This window comes from Salinirubrum litoreum (genome assembly GCF_020567425.1).
GTDB classification, from domain to species: domain Archaea; phylum Halobacteriota; class Halobacteria; order Halobacteriales; family Haloferacaceae; genus Salinirubrum; species Salinirubrum litoreum.
Window position 1 is genome coordinate 1444718 of sequence record NZ_JAJCVJ010000002.1, and the last position, 21942, is coordinate 1466659.

At 60.8% G+C, this 21942-nt stretch carries 25 protein-coding genes and 2 pseudogenes; 4 read left to right on the forward strand and 23 right to left on the reverse strand.

The genetic code is table 11. The features are described 5' to 3' along the window. The first annotated feature begins 234 nt into the window (after nucleotides 1-234). Nucleotides 235-1545, forward strand: coding sequence for a UDP-glucose 6-dehydrogenase AglM (aglM, locus tag LI337_RS15830; RefSeq protein ID WP_227230854.1), 1311 nt, complete (start codon nucleotides 235-237; stop codon nucleotides 1543-1545). 33 nt (nucleotides 1546-1578) lie between these two features. Here the strand turns inward: aglM and LI337_RS15835 are convergent. Together LI337_RS15835 and LI337_RS15840 are read right to left on the reverse strand one after the other, a co-directional pair. Continuing rightward, nucleotides 1579-1863 (reverse strand): annotated as a pseudogene (locus LI337_RS15835) (type II toxin-antitoxin system RelE family toxin). Beyond that, the gene (locus LI337_RS15840; protein ID WP_227230855.1) at nucleotides 1853-2143 is read right to left on the reverse strand and encodes a ribbon-helix-helix domain-containing protein; all 291 of its coding nucleotides are present in this window, start codon (nucleotides 2141-2143) and stop codon (nucleotides 1853-1855) included. Before LI337_RS15840 ends, LI337_RS15835 begins: the two are co-directional and overlap by 11 nt. A gap of 87 nt (nucleotides 2144-2230) precedes the next feature. Here LI337_RS15840 and LI337_RS20225 point away from each other — a divergent pair. Next, nucleotides 2231-2344: pseudogene (locus LI337_RS20225) on the forward strand (UDP-glucose/GDP-mannose dehydrogenase family protein); the annotation flags it as partial. Nucleotides 2345-2400: 56 nt separating this feature from the next. Here LI337_RS20225 and LI337_RS15845 read toward each other — a convergent pair. The 14 genes from LI337_RS15845 to LI337_RS15910 all read right to left on the reverse strand — a co-directional run bounded on the left by LI337_RS15845 (nucleotide 2401) and on the right by LI337_RS15910 (nucleotide 14736). Further along, nucleotides 2401-3336 carry a phage NrS-1 polymerase family protein gene (locus tag LI337_RS15845; protein WP_227230856.1) on the reverse strand — a complete coding sequence of 312 codons (936 nt, stop codon included), beginning with the start codon at nucleotides 3334-3336 and terminating at the stop codon, nucleotides 2401-2403. A 47-nt stretch (nucleotides 3337-3383) separates the two neighbouring features. Continuing rightward, a complete protein-coding gene (locus tag LI337_RS15850) occupies nucleotides 3384-3575 on the reverse strand; it encodes a hypothetical protein (protein ID WP_227230857.1) in 192 nt (63 codons plus the stop codon). Nucleotides 3576-3906: 331 nt separating this feature from the next. Next, nucleotides 3907-4197 (reverse strand): hypothetical protein, encoded by a 291-nt coding sequence (locus LI337_RS15855; protein WP_227230858.1) that lies wholly within the window; start codon nucleotides 4195-4197, stop codon nucleotides 3907-3909. Then, a complete protein-coding gene (locus tag LI337_RS15860) occupies nucleotides 4190-4579 on the reverse strand; it encodes a DUF6166 domain-containing protein (RefSeq protein WP_227230859.1) in 390 nt (129 codons plus the stop codon). The genes LI337_RS15855 and LI337_RS15860 overlap by 8 nt, the downstream gene beginning before the upstream one ends. Nucleotides 4580-5106: 527 nt before the next feature. Then, entirely contained in the window at nucleotides 5107-5343 is a 237-nt protein-coding gene (locus tag LI337_RS15865; RefSeq protein WP_227230860.1) for a HalOD1 output domain-containing protein, read from the reverse strand. Between the two features lie 87 nt (nucleotides 5344-5430). After that, entirely contained in the window at nucleotides 5431-5754 is a 324-nt protein-coding gene (locus tag LI337_RS15870; RefSeq protein ID WP_227230861.1) for a hypothetical protein, read from the reverse strand. Then, on the reverse strand, nucleotides 5747-6043 hold the full coding sequence (locus tag LI337_RS15875) for a hypothetical protein (RefSeq protein ID WP_227230862.1): 297 nt from the start codon (nucleotides 6041-6043) through the stop codon (nucleotides 5747-5749). The genes LI337_RS15870 and LI337_RS15875 overlap by 8 nt, the downstream gene beginning before the upstream one ends. A 77-nt stretch (nucleotides 6044-6120) precedes the next feature. After that, complete coding sequence (locus tag LI337_RS15880) at nucleotides 6121-6432, reverse strand: hypothetical protein (RefSeq protein WP_227230863.1); 312 nt, start codon at nucleotides 6430-6432, stop codon at nucleotides 6121-6123. 127 nt (nucleotides 6433-6559) lie between these two features. Then, nucleotides 6560-7972: a hypothetical protein gene (locus LI337_RS15885; RefSeq protein WP_227230864.1), complete on the reverse strand. Its 1413-nt coding sequence runs from the start codon at nucleotides 7970-7972 to the stop codon at nucleotides 6560-6562. Then, nucleotides 7965-8381, reverse strand: a complete 417-nt coding sequence (locus tag LI337_RS15890) for a hypothetical protein (protein ID WP_227230865.1) — start codon at nucleotides 8379-8381, stop codon at nucleotides 7965-7967. The genes LI337_RS15885 and LI337_RS15890 overlap by 8 nt, the downstream gene beginning before the upstream one ends. 331 nt (nucleotides 8382-8712) lie before the next feature. Next, on the reverse strand, nucleotides 8713-9177 hold the full coding sequence (locus tag LI337_RS15895; RefSeq protein WP_227230866.1) for a hypothetical protein: 465 nt from the start codon (nucleotides 9175-9177) through the stop codon (nucleotides 8713-8715). A gap of 1 nt (nucleotide 9178) precedes the next feature. Beyond that, nucleotides 9179-13831: a hypothetical protein gene (locus LI337_RS15900; RefSeq protein ID WP_227230867.1), complete on the reverse strand. Its 4653-nt coding sequence runs from the start codon at nucleotides 13829-13831 to the stop codon at nucleotides 9179-9181. A gap of 211 nt (nucleotides 13832-14042) precedes the next feature. Beyond that, a complete protein-coding gene (locus LI337_RS15905; RefSeq protein WP_227230868.1) occupies nucleotides 14043-14405 on the reverse strand; it encodes a MarR family transcriptional regulator in 363 nt (120 codons plus the stop codon). 49 nt (nucleotides 14406-14454) lie between these two features. Then, nucleotides 14455-14736, reverse strand: a complete 282-nt coding sequence (locus tag LI337_RS15910; protein ID WP_227230869.1) for a helix-turn-helix domain-containing protein — start codon at nucleotides 14734-14736, stop codon at nucleotides 14455-14457. A 248-nt stretch (nucleotides 14737-14984) separates the two neighbouring features. On the opposite strand from LI337_RS15910, the gene LI337_RS15915 reads away from it, so the two are divergent. After that, the gene (locus tag LI337_RS15915; RefSeq protein WP_227230870.1) at nucleotides 14985-15347 is read left to right on the forward strand and encodes a MarR family transcriptional regulator; all 363 of its coding nucleotides are present in this window, start codon (nucleotides 14985-14987) and stop codon (nucleotides 15345-15347) included. A 408-nt stretch (nucleotides 15348-15755) separates the two neighbouring features. On the opposite strand, the gene LI337_RS15920 is transcribed toward LI337_RS15915, so the two are convergent. The 3 genes from LI337_RS15920 to LI337_RS15930 all read right to left on the reverse strand — a co-directional run bounded on the left by LI337_RS15920 (nucleotide 15756) and on the right by LI337_RS15930 (nucleotide 17694). Beyond that, entirely contained in the window at nucleotides 15756-16706 is a 951-nt protein-coding gene (locus LI337_RS15920; RefSeq protein ID WP_227230871.1) for an ArdC-like ssDNA-binding domain-containing protein, read from the reverse strand. A gap of 47 nt (nucleotides 16707-16753) precedes the next feature. Beyond that, nucleotides 16754-17107 (reverse strand): toxin-antitoxin system TumE family protein, encoded by a 354-nt coding sequence (locus LI337_RS15925; RefSeq protein WP_227230872.1) that lies wholly within the window; start codon nucleotides 17105-17107, stop codon nucleotides 16754-16756. A gap of 77 nt (nucleotides 17108-17184) precedes the next feature. Then, the gene (locus LI337_RS15930; RefSeq protein ID WP_227230873.1) at nucleotides 17185-17694 is read right to left on the reverse strand and encodes a DUF7342 family protein; all 510 of its coding nucleotides are present in this window, start codon (nucleotides 17692-17694) and stop codon (nucleotides 17185-17187) included. A 326-nt stretch (nucleotides 17695-18020) separates the two neighbouring features. Here LI337_RS15930 and LI337_RS15935 point away from each other — a divergent pair, with 326 nt between their 5' ends. After that, complete coding sequence (locus tag LI337_RS15935; protein ID WP_227230874.1) at nucleotides 18021-18341, forward strand: MarR family transcriptional regulator; 321 nt, start codon at nucleotides 18021-18023, stop codon at nucleotides 18339-18341. A gap of 50 nt (nucleotides 18342-18391) precedes the next feature. Here LI337_RS15935 and LI337_RS15940 read toward each other — a convergent pair whose 3' ends face one another. The 4 genes from LI337_RS15940 to LI337_RS15955 form a co-directional block, all read right to left on the reverse strand. Continuing rightward, a complete protein-coding gene (locus tag LI337_RS15940; protein ID WP_227230875.1) occupies nucleotides 18392-19666 on the reverse strand; it encodes a transposase in 1275 nt (424 codons plus the stop codon). Further along, nucleotides 19641-19802 (reverse strand): hypothetical protein, encoded by a 162-nt coding sequence (locus LI337_RS15945; RefSeq protein WP_227230876.1) that lies wholly within the window; start codon nucleotides 19800-19802, stop codon nucleotides 19641-19643. Before LI337_RS15945 ends, LI337_RS15940 begins: the two co-directional genes overlap by 26 nt. Nucleotides 19803-19963: 161 nt before the next feature. Then, nucleotides 19964-20908 carry a transcription initiation factor IIB gene (locus LI337_RS15950; protein ID WP_227230877.1) on the reverse strand — a complete coding sequence of 315 codons (945 nt, stop codon included), beginning with the start codon at nucleotides 20906-20908 and terminating at the stop codon, nucleotides 19964-19966. 527 nt (nucleotides 20909-21435) lie between these two features. Continuing rightward, nucleotides 21436-21858 carry a DUF7985 family protein gene (locus tag LI337_RS15955; RefSeq protein ID WP_227230878.1) on the reverse strand — a complete coding sequence of 141 codons (423 nt, stop codon included), beginning with the start codon at nucleotides 21856-21858 and terminating at the stop codon, nucleotides 21436-21438. Between the last annotated feature and the right edge of the window lie 84 nt (nucleotides 21859-21942).

Genomic DNA, 21942 nt, shown 5'->3' on the forward strand with positions numbered 1-21942 from the left:
ATCGGTACGGGACTATCCTAGGTGTCGCTAGCTAGTGCACGGAACAATAAGAGAGCCTCTCTTGGGCGATTCTGTCAGAAAATCTCTCAGACATCCTTCTAATAAAAATGGGTGGAAGGAACGAGAAACCCAAAAACAGCCTCATCTCTGGGTCTTTTATTGCCTCCATTTTGCCGGCCGGTTCACTTGGGTGATACAGAACGCTCATACGACTACCCAACGTACGCCTGTCCGATGAATGTCAGTATCGTCGGCAGCGGCTACGTCGGCACGACGGTCGCCGCCTGTCTCGCCGACCTCGGCCACGAGGTCGTCACGGTCGACATCGACGAGTCGGTCGTCGACGCGATCAACGCGGGCGACCCGGCGATCCACGAACCGGGACTGGACGACCTCGTCGCCCGCCACGCCGGCGACCGCCTCCGCGCGACGACCGACTACGGCGTCGTCCCCGAGACCGACCTCACGATGCTCGCGCTCCCAACGCCTTCTCGCGAGGACGGGAGTATCGACCTCACTGCGATGGAAGCCGGCGCACGCTCCGTCGGAGCAGCACTCGCGTCCGCCGACCGATCCAACTCTCCCGACCCGCATCTCGTCGTCACGAAATCCACGGTCATCCCGACGACGACCCGCGAGGTCCTCGGGCCCGCCATCGCCGAGGCAGGGCTGACACAGGGAGAGGACTTCCTCGTCGCCTCGAACCCCGAGTTCCAACGTGAAGGCTCCGCAGTCGCGGACTTCCTCAACCCCGACAAACTCGTCTTCGGGACCGACGACGACCGGGCACTCGCCCGACTGCACGACCTCTATACCCCACTGCGTGAGGCCGCCGAGACGGAGATTCCGGTCGTCGAGACTGGCATCGAGGAGGCGGAGATGATCAAGTACGCGAATAACGCCTTCCTCGCCAGCAAGGTCTCGCTGATCAACGACATCGGGAACGTCTGCAAGGAGTTCGGCGTGGACGCCTACGAGGTGGCCGACGCGATCGGACTGGACGACCGGATCGGCGAGCGGTTCCTCCGAAGCGGCGTCGGCTGGGGCGGAAGCTGCTTCCCCAAAGACACGAAGGCAATCGTCGCCGCGAGCAGGGACGGCGGCTACGACCCCCGGATGCTCCAGGCGGCGATCGACCTCAACGACGCACAACCCGAGCGCCTGCTCTCGCTCCTCGACCGACACGTGGACGTGTCCGGCAAACGCGTCGCGGTCCTCGGCCTCGCGTTCAAACCCGGCACCGACGACGTCCGGGAGAGTCGGGCGATCCCGGTGATCGAGGGACTCCAGTCGCGCGGTGCCGAGGTCGTCGCCTACGATCCGGTCGCGACCGAGAATATGCGCGCGCACTTCCCCGACATCGAGTACACCGACTCGGCGAGCGAGGCGCTCGACGGGGCACACGCCGCCATCGTCGTCACCGACTGGGACGAGTTCGCGGTGCTGGACGAGGCGTTCGATGCGATGGCGACGCCCGTGGTGGTCGACGGTCGGCGGATCATCGAGCGACGTGCGGGGATCACGTACGAAGGACTGACGTGGTGACGCCCGTGTTCGAACTCTCTCGGTGTTCCCGCCTCAATCGTCGGCCGTGTACGCGCCGCTTCGGTGCTCGATGCGGTGGACTTCGAGAACCGACGACTCCCTGTCGAGTACACACGCGAGTCGGTACTGCCCGACACGACACTTGGAGAACGGACCGCCGGTCAACGGTTCGAGGAAGTCGTCCGGATCGCGCCACTCCGAGTCGGTGATATCGTCCAGTTTCGAGACGATGCGGTCTCGGACGTGTGGGTCGAGCGCGTCGAACTGATCGACAGCACGCGGCGTAAACTTTCAGGTCCAGTCCTCGCTACTCGCCATCGTCGTCCATCGTCCTGACGACTTCCTCACGCGACACGAGTTCGCTCTCCCCGGATCGCAGGTCGTGTTCACTCGCGGCGATCTGTTTCCACCCCTCCCGTGAGAACTCGGGGTGTTTGATCGCGTCACGCGCCGCGTACCGAAGGAACTCGCTTCGGGAGTTGAACCCCTCTCGTTGCCACGTCGCGTCGATGTCTTCGAGGAACGATTTGCTCAACCGAAGGTTGATCTGGACCGTCTCCGGTGCGTCGTCGCCGTCCTCGACACCAGCGGTCGACATATACAGATGCTTTACGCTGGCTACACATAAGCGTTCTCTCGCCACCGACCGGTACGGGTTCGCAGTGGTGGCCGAGGGTCGTCGTGAGACCTCGCCGTGCTGGACGAGGCGTTCGCCGCGATGGCGGATCCTGTGGTGGTCGATGGTCGTCGGATCGTCGAGCGTCGTGCGGGGATTACCTACGAAGGCCTGACGTGGTAATCCCCACGCTCTGCTGAGGGGAGAGCCGACCGAGTAGACGTCGCTGTTCTCGGAGACTACGTCCCCACTCGGTACACCTCCGAGGTCCGGCGGCACGCCCGGTCGACGGTCACCTCGCCGTAGGTCGACCCATCCCCGTAGTGGACCTCGTCCCACTTCGTCCGGAGCAAGCCGGACTGGCGAAACAGCCCATCAACACGACTCGGCTCGCGGCCGGTCCAGAAGGCGAGCAGGCAACACAGCGCCATATCCGCCTCGGAGTGGCTGTCGTAGCCCGTCGTGTCGCCCCGCCAGAGCCGTGCGAACTTCTCGCCGTTCTGCGCGTCGTGTGCTTTCCGGAGCAGTGTCTCGTCGTCGAGCCGCACGGTCCCGATCGTGTCGAGGTCGAGACCGACACGACCGGCCCTCTCAGTAGGTAAGTCCTCCGCCGTCTGTGCTCTCACGTCCATCTCCTCCCGACTCGTGGAGGCAGCGAGAAATCGGTCGTGGACACGCCGAAGCGGTCCGGCACGCGCTGCTATCTCCCGTGGCGTTCCGGCGAGTCGCTCGCCGGTCATCGTGAAGTACCGTGCCTCGTCGTAGGCTTCGACACCGCCTTTCCGACGTGGCCCCTCGGGAAGCGAGCCCCGAACGAGGACGTGGAGTCCACTCCCTGACGGGGAGATTTCGGTGTACGAGTGCAGGCGTGTCACCATCTCCACAGCGTCGTCCGACAGCCCTGTTTCGTCCCGACAGTCGTCGAGATCGACACCGACGAACGGGTCATCGCTCGTGAACACGAAGCCGATGCCGTCGACGTCCGAGGCGGTCGCACGCTGGAGTGCCGAATCGAAACTCCCCCACGTCGCTGAATCGGCTGTGGAAGCGTACGCTCCAGAGACACTAGTCGGATCGAGCGGCACCTTCGTCACTTTCCCACCTCGCTCTTGCGTCGTCCAGCAGACCCACTGGTCGTACTGCCTGAGTGAGACGGGGAGTGCGTTCGGCCGCATTGGCCCTTTGTCACCGGTAGACCGCTTGAGCCTGTCGCTCACTGTCGTCAGTTCGACAGCAGATCGTCCGGTCGCTGACTGCTCAGATCGTCTAGTTGTCGTTCGTGAATCACCACCCCTCTTTCGTCAGGCCCGGCGACGACGCGGAAACCGAGCGTGCGAAGAAAGTCAGTGAGCCATGTGCCAGCATCAGCGACGATCAGCGTTTGACAGTCCTCGTCGGCGAGGAGTGCGAGCACGATCCCGACGTGAACACGACCCCGGTGTGTCCGGAGATGTTCGGGCACCCAGAGGTGACGAACACACAACGTTCGGCCAGCGAGTCGTTCGGCGACGACTTCGATCTGCTCGGAGTCTGTCTGTGGTGTGCGGGCCATCAGAAGACCTCCTCCGTCGGAACGATTCGACTGACGGAGCCTTCGGGGGCTGTCTCGTCCGAGAGGTCGCCGGTGTCGGGTCGGATGTGTACACGAAGCGGTTCTCCATCGATACGCTGTGAGTCGTTTTGCATTCGATCACGCGGCGCGGGCGCGCCGCACCTGCAGGGCGCAGACAAACTGCCGTGGCGTGTCACGGGCCAGCGATGGTCGTCGGGCCTCCAGCGTGTCGTCGCGCATCGAGGCGCAGACGTGGCGTCTCCAGATCGTCGACCGCCTCCAGGGCTGTGATGTGAGCGACGACTCCGTGTGCTCGACACCGGGTTTCGAGTTCGGTGAAGCGGATCGGCCGGTCGAGATATTCGACGCGCACACCGACGACGGCTCTGTCGGGATGTGTCGTGATCTCTTCGACGGCCCAGCAGTGTGGCCAGTCGTCGAGCGCACGCTCGATCGTCTCACAGATCGACGCGTCATCACCCATCGAGTCGCTCCTGTGCCGTTCGAGACGTCACACGGTTCGGAGTCGTCACACCGAGTGCACGCAATACAGTGTCGATCTCTGCAGTAGAGAGTTCCCACGTCCCGTCGAGTCCAGTGATCACCTCGCGGGTGAACGCCTGGTAGTAGTCAAGTGCGACCGCTTCGTCACGAGTGTAATCGAGTAGAATGGCCAGCCCGAGTTGTGAGGGACCGGAACCTGCGTATCCCCACTCGAACCCTCGGGAGTGGGTTCGGAGGGTACGACTTCGCGCAGGGGAGAGTCGCGTCCGGTCGGGGAGTCGTTCGACGATGGCGTGTCTGTGTGCGTACCGGCCGCGGTAGCCGGTCAGTGGTGGTCGGTGTGTGGGGTTCTCGTCGTACATGGTGGTGCGGGATACCCCGCACCCGCGAGGGGTTCGATAAACAGCGGTCGTCGGAACCACACCGCTGGCTGGCGCGACGCGTCGGTCTCTCGGTCTGGCTTTCAGACAGCGAACGTGACCCGTTGGTGGCTATCACCAGAAGCCGTGGTCTCGGTACTTTTGAACGCGCACGGCAGGACTCTCCGGTGGCTCCTCGTCGCTCCAGGCGTAGTGACGTCGTCGATGGTCACGCCACTGTTTCGTGTCGGAAAACACCTGCCCACAGGCACACTCGATCGGCTCGTCCAATGGGGGTAACCAGACAAACTCACTCTCTGGAGGGAGTGTCCAATAAAAAAGTTCAGCCAGACGGAGAGTGAAACTGAAACTATTCGACTGATCTCGCTCGTCACCACATTCTGCAGTCGACGATGGCCTGTGCTCGACTCCAGAACGGATGCACTAGCCACTGGATCGACCAGGAGAGGAGACGCACCGAAGGGTCGGAGAGCGCACTGAGAGCGTCTCGCTGGTGGTCGAAGCGAGTGTTATCGGGGTGAGATCTCCACGGAGTAGTCGTGGTACACGGTCACCTCGTAGTCCAGATACTCGAAGGTGAGTTGCCCACGTGTCTCGCGGAACAGGCTCTCCAGTGCTTCCGTATCGATCACCTCGTACAGTGGTCGAAGCTGGTCGGGAGTCGTGCGTTCGAGTGAAGCGACACCGGCCGTAATCTCGTCGACGACCGACTCGGTGTCGTCTGCGGACCAATCCAGTTCACTCACGTGGAGGTGGCAGGACCACGGAGGTAAATACGTTTCCCCGACAGGTTGCTTGTCTGATTGTTTAACGAACGTTGCGGGTCCGAGCGGTCACGTCTCGCCGAACAGACTCCGGAACGCCGCTACCTCTCCGTCGAGCGTCTGCTGGTCCGCCTCCACGTCGGCGAACAGTGGGAACTGCTCTGCCTTCCGCCGTCGGCGCACTGCTGGCCTGTCGTCACGGCCGAAGGTCGCGGCTTCGGGCTGGTCCACACGCGGTGTTCGCTCGCGGTGGTCCACTTCCGCGCCGAAATCCACGAGTGAGGTCTCGACCGGCTCCTCAGAGACTTCCAGTTCACCCGTCTGTCCGAACGTCGCCTGTCGTTGGATTTCGATCCGCTTCGATCCGGACTCCTCGTCAGTCTCCTCACTCATCGCCGGCCTCCACCCCGAGACGTGCCCGTTCGAGTCGCACGCGCCGCAGGTGTTTACAGCCGTCTTCGGGATGGCGCTGTCGCCAGTCCGGGCAGGTACACGCCTCTGCACCGAGATGCACGAAGTAGGTGTTACCGCTCTCTGCGTACACCTCGTAGGCGAACCGCCCGCAGGCCCGGACGGTCATCTGTTCGGTCAATGCACGGTCGGTGCGTGGATCGGTCGGATCGAGGCCGACCGCCCGAACCGCATCCGTTCTGTCTCGTCGGTGTGGTGTCGTCGTCGACATGGTCTCGCGGGAAGAGCCCCGCACCCCATGGGGGCATAAAAACCTCTGTCAGTGTCGAGAGACACACACCGTCGTCCTCAGTCCTGAAAGCGGTTGTCTCTCGAGGTGACTGCGTATTCCGCGTAACTAGTGCCGTCCCACGCGTACCCCGCGGTATAAACGTCGTCCATCTCCCACGCGTCGGGTGATTCGATGATGACGTACTTCGGTAGCGTTTCGGTTTTGATAGTGACTGGCCGGCGGAACGGTCCTCGTGTGCCGTTCACCGAGATATTACCGAGATCGACACTCGAAATCCGCTGTTGCTCTGCGTCGTAGAGAACCACGCTGAGATTCGAGACGGTTCGGTTCCCTGCCGACCCCAAGTAGAAGTTCACCGTCCCGTTCATGCTGAAATCACCATCGGATCGCGTGAACTCTCCATCAAAGTGGATTAAGTGATTAGGCTCCGATGGATACGTCGCACACCCACTAGTAACCACGAACACTACCATCAGGCTTGCTACCAATGTACTCTTACTCATCATCTGCTGTGGAGGTTTCTTCTATGCTGAACGCAAAGAACCGCCCATTCATCGGAGTATTGGCGAGGTCCTCATTATAGCCTGAGGACATTATGCTCCAAGTGGCTGTCCCGTCAAGATTCTCTGGTGTCCAATCTCTGGAATTTGGACTGATGCTCCCGCTGTAGATTTCACCGTTCCGGAATACCGTACGAGGCCTGTATCGGTCGTCGGCTCGTCCAACACCGAACGAGTGGCCGATTTCGTGTATCTCAGTTTTTGCAGAGACCATCGCTACCTTAGTCGAATACGGAGACCGCTCAAGATCACGGTTACTGACGTCTGTGGTATCTTCTGCATTCCCCTGCACAAAGATTCCCTGATACGGAACCCCATAGAGATTGATGCCTGACTGGTCTTGACCTCCTGGGACAGTTCCGCCCGCTTTCGTCCCGACGATCACGTACTCATCCGAACCGGTCGATGAGAACGTGGTTCCGGCTGCGATAATCTCCCGGATGCCGAAGCCGTTCTCCGGGTCGACACACAGCGGACCAGCAGTCGGCGGAAGGCAGGGGATGAATTGCTCGTCTGAGATCACGTCGTCACGCACGATGTCGACATCTATCCCGTACAATCGGAAGTTGCGCTCGATACCGCGCTCCCAGGCTTCGGTGTTGAGTGCGGCAGTCGAGTCTGCCTCGTAGTAGTCCACTTCGATGGTGAGCGAAGGAGCTGGCGAGTCGTCTGAACTGGTAGGGTCACTACCCCACTGTAGTTCGCCGATATGAAGATTCGAGTGGACCGGCGGTTCACCCTCTTCAAACACCACCCCTTCTGGTGATGGAATCGACTGATCTGTCCGGTGGACACCGGCTTGTTCGGGGACTGTTTCCTCATCTTTGACCCCCTCATCAGCCGTATCACCGTCGCCGTCGTCATCATCCCGCAGATGTTCTTGATACAACACGACGTTGTCGGTCCGCTCAACGCCGTAGACACCGATCCAGCCGTCCCAGTAGCCGTCACCGTCCGAATCGGGACTCGTCGCGCTGGTTCCGACTGCGCCACGGTCACCGACCGAGGCTCGCCTGATCTGCTGGACCGATCTCACAGGTTGCTCTGCCGTCGTGATCCACTTCAGCTCTTGTCCGTCCGTCAATCCATCGTCGTCCGTGTCAGGGTCCCACACGTCGGTCTCGGCGCGTGCTTCCTCGGCGTTCGCCAACCACGTATCCGTCCGATTGGTTCCGTCCAGCGCGCTAAAGGAGACGTTTTCGTAGATTCCACTTCGTGTGGACTGCTCGGCCGTCACGAAGTCGAAGTCGTCCAATGAGGCGGTCACCAGTTTGATCTCTGTTGCAGATTCATATTTCAGATCATCGCCGCTATACTCCAAACTGGGGTGAGCTGATGCTTCACTCACCGAATCGATTCTCAAGCGAGGCGACGGTGTACTCCTCGTATCTGTCGCCGTTCCAAACATACCCAGAGGTCTGGACGTCCCGTGCCCGCCAAACGTCGGGAGATTCGATGACGACGTACGTCGGAGCAGTCTCGCTCTCGATTGTGACACGCTGTTGTACCGGCCCTCGCGTACCGTTCACCGAGATGGTCCCGACATCGAAACCCGAAATCTGCTGTCGATTCTCATCGTAGAGCGTCACTGTGAGGTTCGAAATCGTCCGGTTTCCTGCCGTTCCAAGGTAGAAATTCAGCGTGCCGTTCATTCTGAACTCACCCTCGGTGCGTGTCATTTCACCGTTAAATACGATCACGTGATCGTGCGCCGATGGATACGTCGCACACCCCGAAAGAACGACGAGCTCGACCATTGCCACCGCAGTCACAGTTCGACTCGTCATTCACTCAGTTTCTCTGTCACACTCCTCACACAAAGGTGTCCGGTGTGTATAACCTCGTACAATAATGACAATTAAATGCCAAAAACGAGTTCCGTTCTCCAGATGTGACTCCGAACGACGAGCGAACAGTTCTGGGTTCCGTCGGGACACAACCGGTCGTTCCCGCCAGCGTGACTCCCGCCCACTGAAGAAGCAAACCTCTGTCCACCTCGGCTGTTTTCGATGCCTGGTTCCGAGTGTGCAGATGTCTATTCGTCTCTCTCGCCGTTCGTCTTCACGTCCACTCTTCCCGCCGTCTCTTTCAGCAGTACCACGGTTCAGGAGACGACCGGACTGTGATGCTCCGGTACATCTCACCGGTCCACTCGAGGCCGAGGAGAGACCACTCCGAGTCGGGGTCCGCGTCGATTTGCTCTGCTCGGAGTTCGACACGGACAGGACGTTCAGGAAGCGTCACCGTGATGTTGCGTGTCTTCTGTGCGTTCACACCGAAATCTCCGAGCGGAATCGCAGTGAGTTCAGTTCCGTTCTCACCGATGAACACGACTTCGACGCCCTGCACACGGGGCTGTCCGGTACTGCCTGTGATACCGGCTTCACCGCGAAACGCTACCGAGCCGTTTTCAGTGACTGTTGTCTCGTCTACGCCGACTTCCAAGTCCCACGACATCGTGGTGGCACAGCTCGTTGCCGCGTACACCAGCCCACCTCCGATGAGCGTGAGTACGATTACACCAGCGAGTATTCCAGTGGTGAGACGACGCATACTATTCCACCGTTGCTATATTGTTGACTTCGATTGTGCTTAGCTCTTCGATACTGAACACGACGTATCGACCATCCATCGGTGGTGAATCCACCGGATCGTTCCATCCAGCACTCATCACGCTCCATCTATCACTACCTACCCCGGAGTAACCGACTTCTTCTGGAGTGCTGTCTGCACCGGAACCGCTGTAGACCTCTGCTGGGAGGATGACGAACTGTGATTCGTCATCTCCACGGCCAGCACCGAGTATGTGCCCGACCTCGTGTGTCGTCGTCTTTGCGAGGTGAATCCGTCGTGGTCCCTCAAAATTCCCCGTGATCGAGGCATTGTGGTCGTTGAGGAACACCATCGTACCGAATCCGAGACCGGCAACGTCGGAACCTTGAGTAGAAGCAACACCCTCAACATCAGGCGCGTAGTCCGGAATCGGCCCCGGATTGTCGTCTCCGTCGGGAGAGACGAACAGATAGAGTTTCGACGTATTATCATGGAATCGACTCTCGATAGCTCGTGCGTCCTGAAGCGATGTCGGCGGGAGGTCGTCTTCATCGAGGCAGGTGCTCGATCTACATCGAAGCTCGGAGCGAGTAAGTTCGTCGTCGATGGAGAATTCGACATCGATGCCGTAGAGGGCATACGATCTTTCGACCGTCTCGAACCAATCGAGTTCCGCCTCGTTGATCGATTCGTAGTAGTCAACCTCCACGTCAAGCGATGGAGACGGCGTGATGTCAGGATCGCTTGGATCACCGGGCTGGCTGGGGTCGTAGGTCTTCCAGTGAAGCTCTCCGATGTGAGTGTTCGAGTGATACGAACCGGACAGTGCAGGAAGAGCAGTTCCAGTGGCTGATCGTTCAGTCACGTCGTGAACGCCGGTCTGCTCTTGAACGATTTCCCCAGCCTTGATTCCGCCGTCGTCGTCTCCATCGGCGACCGTTAGCCCGTCACCATCGTCGTCATCCCGGAGATGCTCCCGGTACAGTACGACGTTCTCGGTCCGCTCGACGCCGTAGACGCCGATCCAGCCGTCCCAGTAGCCATCACCGTCCGAGTCCGGACTCGTCGGGCTCGTTCCGAGTGTGCCACGGTCACCCAGTGAGGATCGTTCGATCTGCTGAATACTCCCCACAGGTTGCTCTGCGGTCGTCACCCACTTCAGTTCTTGTCCGTCGGTCAGTCCGTCGTCGTCCGTATCAGGGTCCCACGGATCGGTCTCGGCGCGTGCTTCCTCGGCGTTCGCTACCCACGTGTCCGTCCGCGTCGTCCCGTCCAGTGCTGTGAAGGAGACGTTCTCGTAGATGCCACTTCGTGTGGACTGTTCGGCGGTCACGAAGTCGAAGTCGTCCGTCCGATCCGTGAGTTCCATCTCCTCTAACTTCGCAGGCGACTCCTCGGGACCGAGCAGACCGAGTGCCTGCAAGGAGTTCTGCACGCCGGATTTGAACACGGTACTCTCCCACCGGTTTTCTGCCGTCTCGACGATCCGTTCTTGATGCCGTTCGGTCACTGCATACGTCACCTGCTGGGTCGGATCGGTGTGGGTCCGGTTCTTCTCGACTGCATCCGACAGCCCGTCACCGTCCGAGTCGGGCACTCGGGCGTCCGAAGAGACCGCTATCGGCTCGCCGTCGGGGTCCCACGAGTCGGGCTTTCCGCTCGTCTCGCTCACGTTCAGTGTCCACCCTTCGACTTCCGTGTCGTCACGGAGACCGTCGCCGTCGGTGTCCGGATCGGTCGGATCGGCGACCATCTCGTAGAACACGTCACCGGTTCGCGGGTGCACCTGCGCGGACTCGTTGTACAGAATTTCCTCGCTGTCGAGGAGGCCGTCACCGTCCGTGTCTGCGCTGTTCGGATCGGTGACGATCTGTTGGCCGTTGCCGACCGGGATGCCCGTCAACTCGATTGTCGTCGGGATGCCGTCACCGTCCGGGTCGTTGCTCGTGTTCGTACTTCGAATCACCAGCGGTTCGTCCATGTCCAGCGTGTATCGGTCCGGGTCCGACGCGTTCGAGGAGAGTAGTTGCCACTCGCTGATCTCACCCGTCTTGTCCGTGTCTCGGTAGGCATCCTCGTTGAATCGCGGCGTGACCGTCACCGAGAAGTTCTCCCCGAGCGGGCCGAACGCCCCGCCGTCGTTCTTGTTCGGTGCCCACGACCAGTTCGGAATCGTCTCCGTCTTCGAGTCGAAATCTCCCGATCCGTCTTGGACGACCCACTCGCCGTTCTCGGGCAGTCCCGTGAACTCGAAGCTCACTTTCCCGTCGGTGCCGTCCGAGGCCTTGTCGTGGATCGTCACGAAGCTCAACCGTTCCGGACCTTCGTACAGGAACGTGATGGAAGTGTCCGACCGCTCTAAGTCGGTCAGACTGTCCGACTGGAGGTTCTCGTAGTCGTAGAACTCTGAAACCGTCTGTGTAGTCGCTAGTGGGACGACACTCCGGTTGAACCTGGGTTGTTCAACCCGAACGGTTCGGTCGGAGGCCTCGATCAGCTCTTGATCGTACGAGATCGCCTCTTCCCAGAGCCACTGGTCCATCACCGTGTACACGGAGAAGTGGCCCGTCTCGGCGGTGACCGTGTTACTCGTCGGATCGACCGTCGAGTCGAGCGGCTCGAACGTACCAAGCGATTCGTTGTACCGGTAGACCGTGAGGTTCGCTTCCGAACGGCCGGGCAGTGCAGTGTCGTCGTAGCTGAACGAAAGCGTCGCCGTCTCGAACTCAGCGTCGGCCGTGATATCCACGACCGGTGACGCGGTCGCCGTAGCGACCCCACCGGATTCGAAGCCGGCGCGTGTCGCCCGTTCGATCTCGACCGACTCGGCGACTGCCCCGGCTCCCGTCACCGAGACGCTCGTGCCGAGCGAGTCGTTGTCCGCACTCGTCGTGAACGTCTCGTTGCCGTCGAGCGTGCCGTCACCGTCCGTGTCCGGATCGGTCGGGTCGGTCGGGAGATCGCGTTCTGCGCCGTCCGACAGCCCGTCCGCGTCCGTGTCCGCGACGACCGGATCGGTCGCTCCTTGCAACTCGACGGGATCGGAGAGTCCGTCCGCGTCCGAGTCGGCGAGTCCGGGAAGCGTGCCGTTCGCGGCCTCCTGAGACGCGTTCAGGCCGTCGCCGTCTTCGTCTTCGGCCCCGTCGAGTACGCCGTCACCGTCCGTATCGGCGACGAGCGGGTCGGTCATGCTCCGCGCCTCGGTGCCGTCGTCGAGTCCGTCGCCGTCGGTGTCCGTGACGAGCGGGTCGGTGCCGAGTCTGAACTCACCGTACGTCGAGAGTTCGTCCCCGTCGAGGTCGGTCTGATCGTCCGGGACGCCGTCATCGGCCTCGTCTACGGTCGTGTTCACCGAATCAGAGTCGGGATCGAGCGGATCGGTCCCGAGGCGTCGTTCGGTGCGATCCGGCAGGCGGTCACCGTCGAATCGCACCTGCTTCGTCACCGACCGGTTCGCGGAGGAGACGGTGAGAGTTACCGTCTCGGGAGCGTCCGTACCGCTCCGGTTGAACACGACCGCAAAGCGTCTGTCCACACCCGGTTTCTGGACCGGTTCGATCCGAACCGGAACCGCCTCACCGTCGATGCTCGCGGTGACGTTCACAGCCGACTGTTCGACCGCGAAGATCTCCCCTTCGACGGCGAGTTGCCGGGTCTCGTTCGCATCGAGTCGGGGGTCTGCAGGCGTCGAGAGAGTCACTCGCGGGCCGACACCAGCGTCCATCCGGTTGAGCGCGTCTCGTGCGTGTGACCACGCAGTCTCGTACGACCCGACGGCTTGGTCGAACTCACCTGCACGAAACGCCGCATCACCGGCTTGGAGTGCGATTTCGGCCTTCGTCAGTGATGCATCGACAGCTCCGGCGTCGTACGTCGAGTCGAGACTCCGGTTTCGGAGGACCGCCCGTGTCCGGCGCACGTCCGAAACGGCAGTTTTAGCGAGTACACCCTCAGCGCGCGTGACCGACTCTGCAACACCGCGTGCAGAGGTGTTCGTCGTCTCGACGATCTCCCGCTCGGTGGCGACAGCACTCGCGTTCGTCAGTCGGTTCGGGCCGGTGAAGGAGCTGAACGTCCCGTTCAGCCGATCTGCAAGCGACTGTGCCCGATCCGGATCGAGTGACGTCTCACTCTCCGAGCTTGAGTCGTTCAACAGCGCACGCTCCGACTCCGAGCAGTCGTCGGGGTTCGAGGCTTTCACGTCCACCTGTTGACCGCCGACGAACAGGCGCACGGTCACGTCCTCGGAACTCTCGAAGTACGCCTCGCCGATCGCGGGCACGACACCACTTCCCCCCTCCGCTGTTCCGTAGATGTCCCACGAGAACGAGACCGGTTGGCCGTTCGGGTTTGAGACACGCCAGAGACCAGCGCAGATACTTGTCACCCGAGGAGATTCTTCCGGATCGGTCGTCGCGTTCTGCTCGGCTGTGACTGTCGCCAGTTCGACGGTTGCGTCGTATTTTAATTCGACTGCACTCGGGCCATCTCGCGTGGGTGGGTCGAACGTCTCTTGATTGCCAACACTCGTTCCGGTATTACCGGCGTCGTTACCGGCGAGTGCGGGACCACTGAACGCGACGGGACCGACGGACGCCCCGACGAGCAGGACGGCGAACGTCAACGCAGTGAGTTGTCGGAGGGATGACTGCATTGACAATACAACTAAGTCAATATTATAAAAGTATTTGGTAGGTAAATTAGATGAATAAATACAGATTCGGAGAGTGATCTGGGCTCACGAGAGAGTCCAGTCTACCACTCTGACGGGAGGCAGAAGTTGGGGGGTGAACCCATCGACCCACGGAGGGGTGAATTCCTGAACCGACCGCTCGCTTCGACGCTGTCCCCACGCTGGTCGGTCGTCACTTCGAGCGATCACTCGGATGGGGATTCTCCGAGCCGGCCTGTTCCCAGTCGTCCATCTGTTCTGGCCCGAGCGTCTCGTTCACACTCTCGAGACTTACCGAGAGGTTCGATGCCGACGCGAGTCGGTCCTGAGTGCCAATTGCCCAGTAGGGTGCTTTGTGTCGCACGAGGGCTCTGTCTTTCAGCCGGGAGAGGACGGCGCACACGACGTTCGGATCGATCCCCGTCGCCTCGGCGATCTCACCGCGCTCGAACGCCTGCTCGTCGTTGGCTCCGAGAAACTGGAGGATACGCTCTGCGTAGGTGTCTCCTGACTCGAAGGCCGATTCTCGCTCGAAGGTATCGATGCCGATTGGCATCGGCTCTGTGTATTCGTCCCTTTGTTTGGCGCGTTTGTACGTTTGTAGGTCACGGATCACGGGAGTCGATACTCTCGATCAACTGGCCTAACGCCTCGACGAGTGGCGCATCCGGATCGGCTCGATACACCTTCTCGTCGGGAAGCTGTTCGAGCAACCCACACTGGAGATACCCCGGCAGGGCACGGAACACCGTCCCTTTCGTCACACCTGCCTCGGTAGCAAGTTCGGTCAGCGTGTACGTCTCACCGGCGGTCTCGACGACGAGAATCGTCACCCGACACCGCCCGCGTGAGGTGAACAGCGCCGAGAGCGTCTTCGCGGTCGTCATTCGTTGACCTCCCTGTCCATCCGCTCGATCAGCGCTCGGTCGGTGCGTGACTCCGTAGAGTCGAGTCCAGTCGCTCGGACTGCATCTCTTGGTCCGTTGCTTGGTGGTGTCGTCGGCATGGTTTCACGGGAGTTCCCCCGCACCCCAGAAGGGGCGAAAAACAGCTGGTACGCTTGGCGGAGTGACGAACTGACTCCGTGAGCGGAGGACTGATTACACTAGTTAGCATACGGTTACAGTAGATTACAATGCCCGTAGATTTCGAGAGTTACCATCCGAGTACCCTTCCGAACGAAGGGACGAACGGACGGCAGATCCTCGAACACCTCGCACAGAATCCCGAACTCGGCTTCACGCCGAGTGAACTTGCCGACGAACTCGAGATTCCCCGAGGGAGTGTCGGAACGACACTGGGTCGTCTCGAAGAGCGCGGACTCGTTCGACACAAAGGAGACTACTGGGCGATCAACATCGAGGCGTACGATGCCCAGACAGCCAGCGAGATCGGCCTTCGGGCAGTTGCTGAGCAGTTCGAAGGCGACCATTACGATACGAACCCCGACTGGGATGCTGGGCTCTCGGATGTCGATGTAGAAGCGAGTGACGAGTGATGCTCCAGCGTGGAAGTGTCGTCGTCGCTGCTGATCCGTACGGGAATACTCCCCGGCGACCGTACCTCGTACTGAGCGACGAGTCGCACCCGTTTGCGGGTGAACAGTACATCGCCGCCGGGATTACGACAAAAGAATAGCCTCCGTCGATTCCGTTGGACGGACGGTTCGTCGAAGGCGGTCTCTCGGAACGATCATTCGTCTCTCCATGGGCTGTCGTCTCGCTCCGTCAGTCCGATATCGACCGGGCGGTCGCAATCGCCGACGAACGACTGGCGAGAGACGTGGCCGAACGACTCGCTCGATTCGTTGGCTACGCCCCGGTCGATACGTAGCGTCTGGACCGGCGTCGATGCTGATACAGTCGCGTCAGTATTACGATTGGTCTCGGTGCCATACTTCTCTCCTCTACTGGCCGCCAGCCTTCTCGTCGATCCGTTCGATCAGTTCCCGCGCCGTCATAGCAATCGCCTCACAGCGGTCGGCGAGTGAGACGTCCTCCTCGTGACCCCACGCAGAGAGATACCACTGCGATCCACTCGTATCGAGACCGACGTGTCGCCCGACGATAGCCGCCGTTGCCTCGGCGTCGAGTTCGAAGGCGGCCGCTTGCTTCGAATCAGCAGGCGTCTCGGGATGCAACCGGGCGTGTGCGAGTTCGTGCAGGAACGTCCGGGCGAGGTCGGCCGTGTTCTCTCGATCCCGTATGTCGATCCGGTCGTCGGCCGATCCATACACGCCCCACGCAGAACCGTGGGGCCACTGCTCGTCGGCGAGTATGCGAACCGAGAGTCCCCAGTCGTCGGCGATCTGCTGGAGAATGTCGAGCAACCAGTCCGCCTCGCCGTGCGCTTCGTGCTGGAGCTCGGGCAGTGGCTCGCCCTCGGTCTGAGAGATGTCGAACACCGCCACCGACCGGAAGCCGATCACTCGACGCGGCCACTCCTCGGTCGGCGTCTCCTCGTCACAGTCACCGTGCCCCTGCAGGAACTCGTCACACGAGGGACACACCCGCGCTCGAACCGGCGCGCGAATCCAGAGCGCCTGCTCGCCGGATTGGACCTGTCTCCCGAGTTCCTGCCACGCTCTGTACCCCGCCACCCGAGTCGCCTCTGGACACTGTCGTCGGATCAGAATCGAGTTGCGAACCGAGTAGTCGTGAAACTGCGCTTGCGCGGAGAGCCACTGCTCGAACTGCTCGCTTTCACAGGCGGTCTCGACATCCTGTTGGAGCTCTTCGAGCCACTCCTCGATTGTCGCGTGCAACAGGTCGTCTCTCCGGCCTTCGTCTCGACACTGCTCGCAGTACTCGGCGTCGTCACTTGGTACGTCGATTCCGTCGTTGTCTCCGGTTGGCATCTTCTGCGCCTCCGCCCGTCGAGGCGCACAGATATACGACGCACAGCTTACCCGTCGTCTGCGTCGTGAAGTGTCGTGACACGCTCGTCGATCCACTCACAGACCCAGAAGAGACAGTCGAGTGGATGTTCCTCGGTGAGTGGACTCGCCTCGGCCGACCCAGCAGTCGGCGGTGGGTGGTAGTGGGCGTTCGGCCCGTCCGGCTTGGGATGGTGGTCGAAGCGACACTCCCAGGCACCGTCTGCAGTGTCCTCTCGATAGTGAAACGAATACGTCCCGTCCGTGAACCACCGCACGTCGAGTCGTCCCGCGTCGATAGCGGCTGGATACTGGTCGGCATCGAGCGACAGTTCGAGCACGCGTGGGCTGATCGGGTCGGGTCGAAACCGCCAGTCGGTCACGAGCGGGTGTGTCGTGGCTCGCCGACCGAGTGTTTCGAGGGTTGGAATATCGAGCGGCCCACCAGCTGACTCCGATGTCACGCTCGACCTCTGTCGTCTGTACTCGCTACGACTCGATCTAGCGCACGCCGCACGAGTCTGATGTCACGCCGAACCGTCTGCCAGTCTCGCAGTGCCTCCCACCGCACTTCGGCATCGTCCGGCCCCGTCTGGGCAGTCACCGCGTCCGGACTCGGCACGCCGAACTCGGCCTGGTACTGCTCGTCGTCGGTTTGAAGCGACTCGAATCGCTCGCGTAGCGCCGACTCGGAGTGGTCCGTGGCGAGTGCTTCGATGCGCTTCCACTCGAAGTACGACTCGTTCCGCCGATACTCGACCGGCCGCGTCCCCTGCTCGGTGGCGATGCCGAGTTCGACGAGTTGTGTGAGAACGCGACGCGCACCAGTCTCTGAACAATCCGCGCGTTCGGCTATCGTTGAGACGGGCGTAGGGGTTGTCGTCGTTGTGATGACGTCGTATACGCGTTCAAACACCGTCCGGTCGTCTGTCGCGTGCTCGGTCGACTCCGGTGGCGAGCGCTCTGGCATACCGCGGTGTTCGTCTTCGGGCGACATATACCCTCGTCCAAAGTAATATATCTGTGCTTATCCGGGTTCCCCACGATACCGATCCGGTCGTCGTCTTCGGTCGCCTCGACACCCGACGACGCCGTTCCCTCGTGAAACTGTTCGCGCTCGGCGTCCGACAGCGGGAACGGCGACTCTCGAAACGAGTCGATCCAGTAGTTGAGACTGATCTCCTCAATGCATACGATCTTCGAACCTCTTCGTAGTCGACGTGATTTCTCCTTCGGCGCTTTCGAAGCTTTCACTCCTAACACTCTTTACAGCGGATGACGTACCCCGATTCAACGATGTCCATCGACCGAGATACCTTCGATAACACGAGCGAAGACGACCTCGAAGAACTCTCCGTTCCGGATCAGGTCCTCGGGTTTCTCGCCGCCAACGAGGATCGGGCGTTCAAGGCTCGCGAAATCGCCTCTCAGATCGGCGTCGATGAGGGCGCGGTCAGCACCGCTCTCTCACGGTTGAAGGACCGTGGTCTGGTCGAACACAAGGCGACGTACTGGGCGGTGACTGACGACGCCGAGCGACTCGACGGATACAGCGGGTACGAACGTGCGACCGCCCTGTTCAACCAGCAACTCGGTACAGAGAACAAGGAGTCGTGACATCCTCCCCGCCGTGAACGACGGGGCTTCCCACACGGTGGGAATGCCAGTCAGTCGTCGTTGGCAGTGGGTTCCGACTCTTGAAACGGTGTGAGTGTCATTTGCGAGGGTGTCCCGCTCTGCTCACACTGAGTCGTGGCCGTGTCACTACGGCTCCCGTCCTGTGGCGAGTCATCGCCTACCTGTTTCACTGGTAGGCTCTCTCCCCACGGGTCTACGCGCCGTGCGATGTTCGCACTCGCGTTAATATCCGCTTGAAACGTTGAAACGTGGCACTCAGGATTCTTGCACTTGAACTCAGCCTGTCGGGGTCGATACCCCACGTGCTTGCACGAATGACACGTCTTCGAGGTATACTGCGGGTGGACGTACCGGACTGGAATCCCGGCGTCCTTCGCCTTGTCTTCGATTCGACCCTGCAAGCGAGCGAACGCCCACGAGTGTAGGCGTCGGTTCATGTACTTCCCGTAGTCTAACGACTCGCGGATGTACGCCAAGTCCTCCATTACCATAACAGGGGTATCGAATTGTTTAGCGTACTCCACAGACTCACGAGATGCCTTCTCGATAATGTCTGTGAGTCGGTTCTGGTAGTACGAGAATCGCTCCTCGATACGCCACTCAGAAGCGTCTCGCTCTTGGAGTCGCTTGAGCGTCGTAAACATCTCTTTGCGGATTCGCTTGGCTTTTTGCCCGTTGATTAACAGTGGTTTCGTGGGAGTGTCGTGTTGGAGGGCACAGCCCGTGACCAACATCGACTCGCCAATATCGAACCCAATCCGAGTCGGATTCTCGGGTAGTTCTGAGGTGTCCGTGATTTCGTATTCGACGGTAACGTGGAGCGTCCACGTCTTCCGGTGTCTCTGCAAGCGAAGTTCGCCTACTTTGGTACTCGATTCCTCATTGAGAAGGTCGTCCCACAGCCCCTCCTGTTCAGGATTCAGTCGGAGTGGAATCCAGAAGTTGGTTCCACGACCGGGTTGCGGAACGTTCCAACAGATTTCGTACTCTCGCTCGGAGTCACGGTCGAACTTCCCGGCCCGATTCACGAAGCGGAGTGGGTGTTCGTCGTCTAACTCGTTGGCGTTGTACGTGTTGTGGAGTTTTGGGACGTAGGATTTGAGGGCGTCTTTCGCTTGGTACGGCAGGGTGTACGGAGTCACCACGTCGTTCGTGGCACTCATCGTCGTACAGTCTTGCTCGAAGGCGTCGTTGAGTGCGTCTCGGTATTCAGACAGCGTTTGCTGGAGGCGTTGCTCTTTGCACCGAGTTGGTGGTGCGAGCGTGGCTTCCAGCGTCTTATTCGCCGTCTGCGTCGTTGACATCGTAGCCTTCGGATTCGAGTGCTTTGCAGAGGAGTTCGGCGTACGCTCTCGGGTGGCGTAGTCCGTGGTCGCGGGCGTATTCCTTCACGGCTTCGTGAAGTGGCCCGCCTCGCTCCATATCGAAGTCGGCTCTCATCCATCAAAACGTAAGAAGTAGCGTAAGTTAAAGGTAGCGGTCGGCATTCGGGCCGAGTATCAGAACGAGGTTAGTTCAGTAGTTGTCGGATTCCCTCCCGGCCTGAAGGCCGGGATTCCCTCCTTGTATGAAGATGGCCTTTCGACCGGACTCGAAACGTCTCAGCCGCTCGTTCGTGCCTCCCGCTCCCCACAGAGCGTTTCGAGGTCGTAGTATCGCTTCCGAAGCGTCACCACCGTCACGCCGGCCGCCTCAGCGACCTCAGGCTGTGTGTGCCCACAGAGTTGTTCGATCCCCGCGAGATACAACGCACCCCCGGCCACGCCAGCAGGGTTCTTCCCGGTAGTGATGTCCGAGTCGAGCGCGAGTGCGACGAGCTCCCCGGCTCTGCGTCGCACGGCAGGTGGCACGTCGAACTGGCTCGCCAGTCTCGAGAGATACAGATGCGGGCTGACCGGTTCGACGGCGAGACCGAGTTCGACGTTCAGGACGCGGTAACTGACTCGCACGTCATGTACAGTCACTGAAGACCCAGCCGCGATTTCCTCAGTCGTTCGGAGCACGTCCTGTCGACGACAGGCTGCATACACCGCCCCCGCGACCAGTCCGTCGATCGTCCGCCCATGCATGAGGTTCTCGCGATACGCACGACGGTACAGCACACTCGCTTCTTCGTGGACCGACGTCGACAACTCCAGTGCGGAAACGAGTCGTGCCATCTCCGAGAGTGCCCGGAGCAGGTTCTGCTCGCGTTTCGAACCAGCGACCGCTCGACGGTCGTGTGTCCGCATCCGGGCGATCCGCCGCCGCTTGCCCGAAGAAAGGGGGGTACCGTGAGTATCCCCACCCCAACCGATCCGACTGGACACGCCCCGGTCGAACAGCGCAGGCGTGGTCGGCGCGCCGACACGGGAGCGTCCGCGAGTTTCTTCGGCGTCGAACGCCCGCCACTCTGCACCCCGATCGAGAAAATCTTCGGCGAGCACGAGGCCACACCCAGTGCAGATCGTCTCACCACGCTCTGTGGCTGTTGGCCCCGCACACTCCGGACAGTCGCCGGTCGGTACCTCTCCGTTTCGTACATCTATCGATAGGTTCGTCGTCATCGGTCTACTCGGGACCTCACGTGGGAGGCCCCGCACCCGCAGGGGGCCAAGAAAATCCGAGTCGTCGGCCGTTCGCTCGGGCTACGATCGGAGACGACGTCACAGAAATTCGCGACGGTTCAGTTCGAGTGGGGTTCACGTCGATCCGAACGATGGCGAGAAAGCGAGCCACACAGGATAACGCAGTCCTCGACCCTCTGTGCCCGCTGTTGACCAGAGACGGTAAGGAGTACGAACGAGACCCGATGTATCGGCCACGTTCAACTGAAATCCAGAACAGGTTGAACGTAAGCCGTCTTCAGTCGCTGTAATTCAACTTATGACGGCTGGATTCGAACGCGGAAGCCTCACTGTCGTACTCATTAAATCGCTCCATCAGGAACTGCTCGAAGCCGGTTCATCGACTTGCTCGTCTCGTCGCCCCTGACCACTGGTTCGACAGGAGTAGCTGACCTCCCGATAACCGTCCCAAGTGGCAGCGACACGAGCAAGTCGGAGACAGACGCCGAGGCTCGCCTTGTCACCGCTCAGAATGGGATCAGATTGATACACCCTGTGGAGGGAAGCTTGAGCAGACGACCCACCACGACGAGCAGCGGACCCCCGATAATGAGGAGTGCGGCGCTCCTGTAGGCGACCCGTTTGTGCTGGTCGACCTGCTGGCGACCCACCGGACCGATCTCAACCATCCCGAGCAGCGCAGTGGCGAGATAGACGATGACTGCGATCGAGATGCCGACACCGACGAGCAACACGATCGCTCCCTCGATCAGTCCAGGCGGTATACTCAATGCCTCCTGACAGATGGCACGCTGTGCCGTCACCGGCTGAGAGAGCACCGCCGATCCGGTGGTAAGTATGCCGACCCGTCGAGCTAACCGGCAGCCTCCGTGGGTCGCGTCTCGGTCGGCAGCTGTGCCACCCTCTACAGGGACGTCCTGTGACTGCATGTCTCTTCTCGCATCCTGACTCGCCGACAGGCGGAGCCTCGGGTCGTCACCACACGATGAAGCACGAGTTGACACTGCACGATA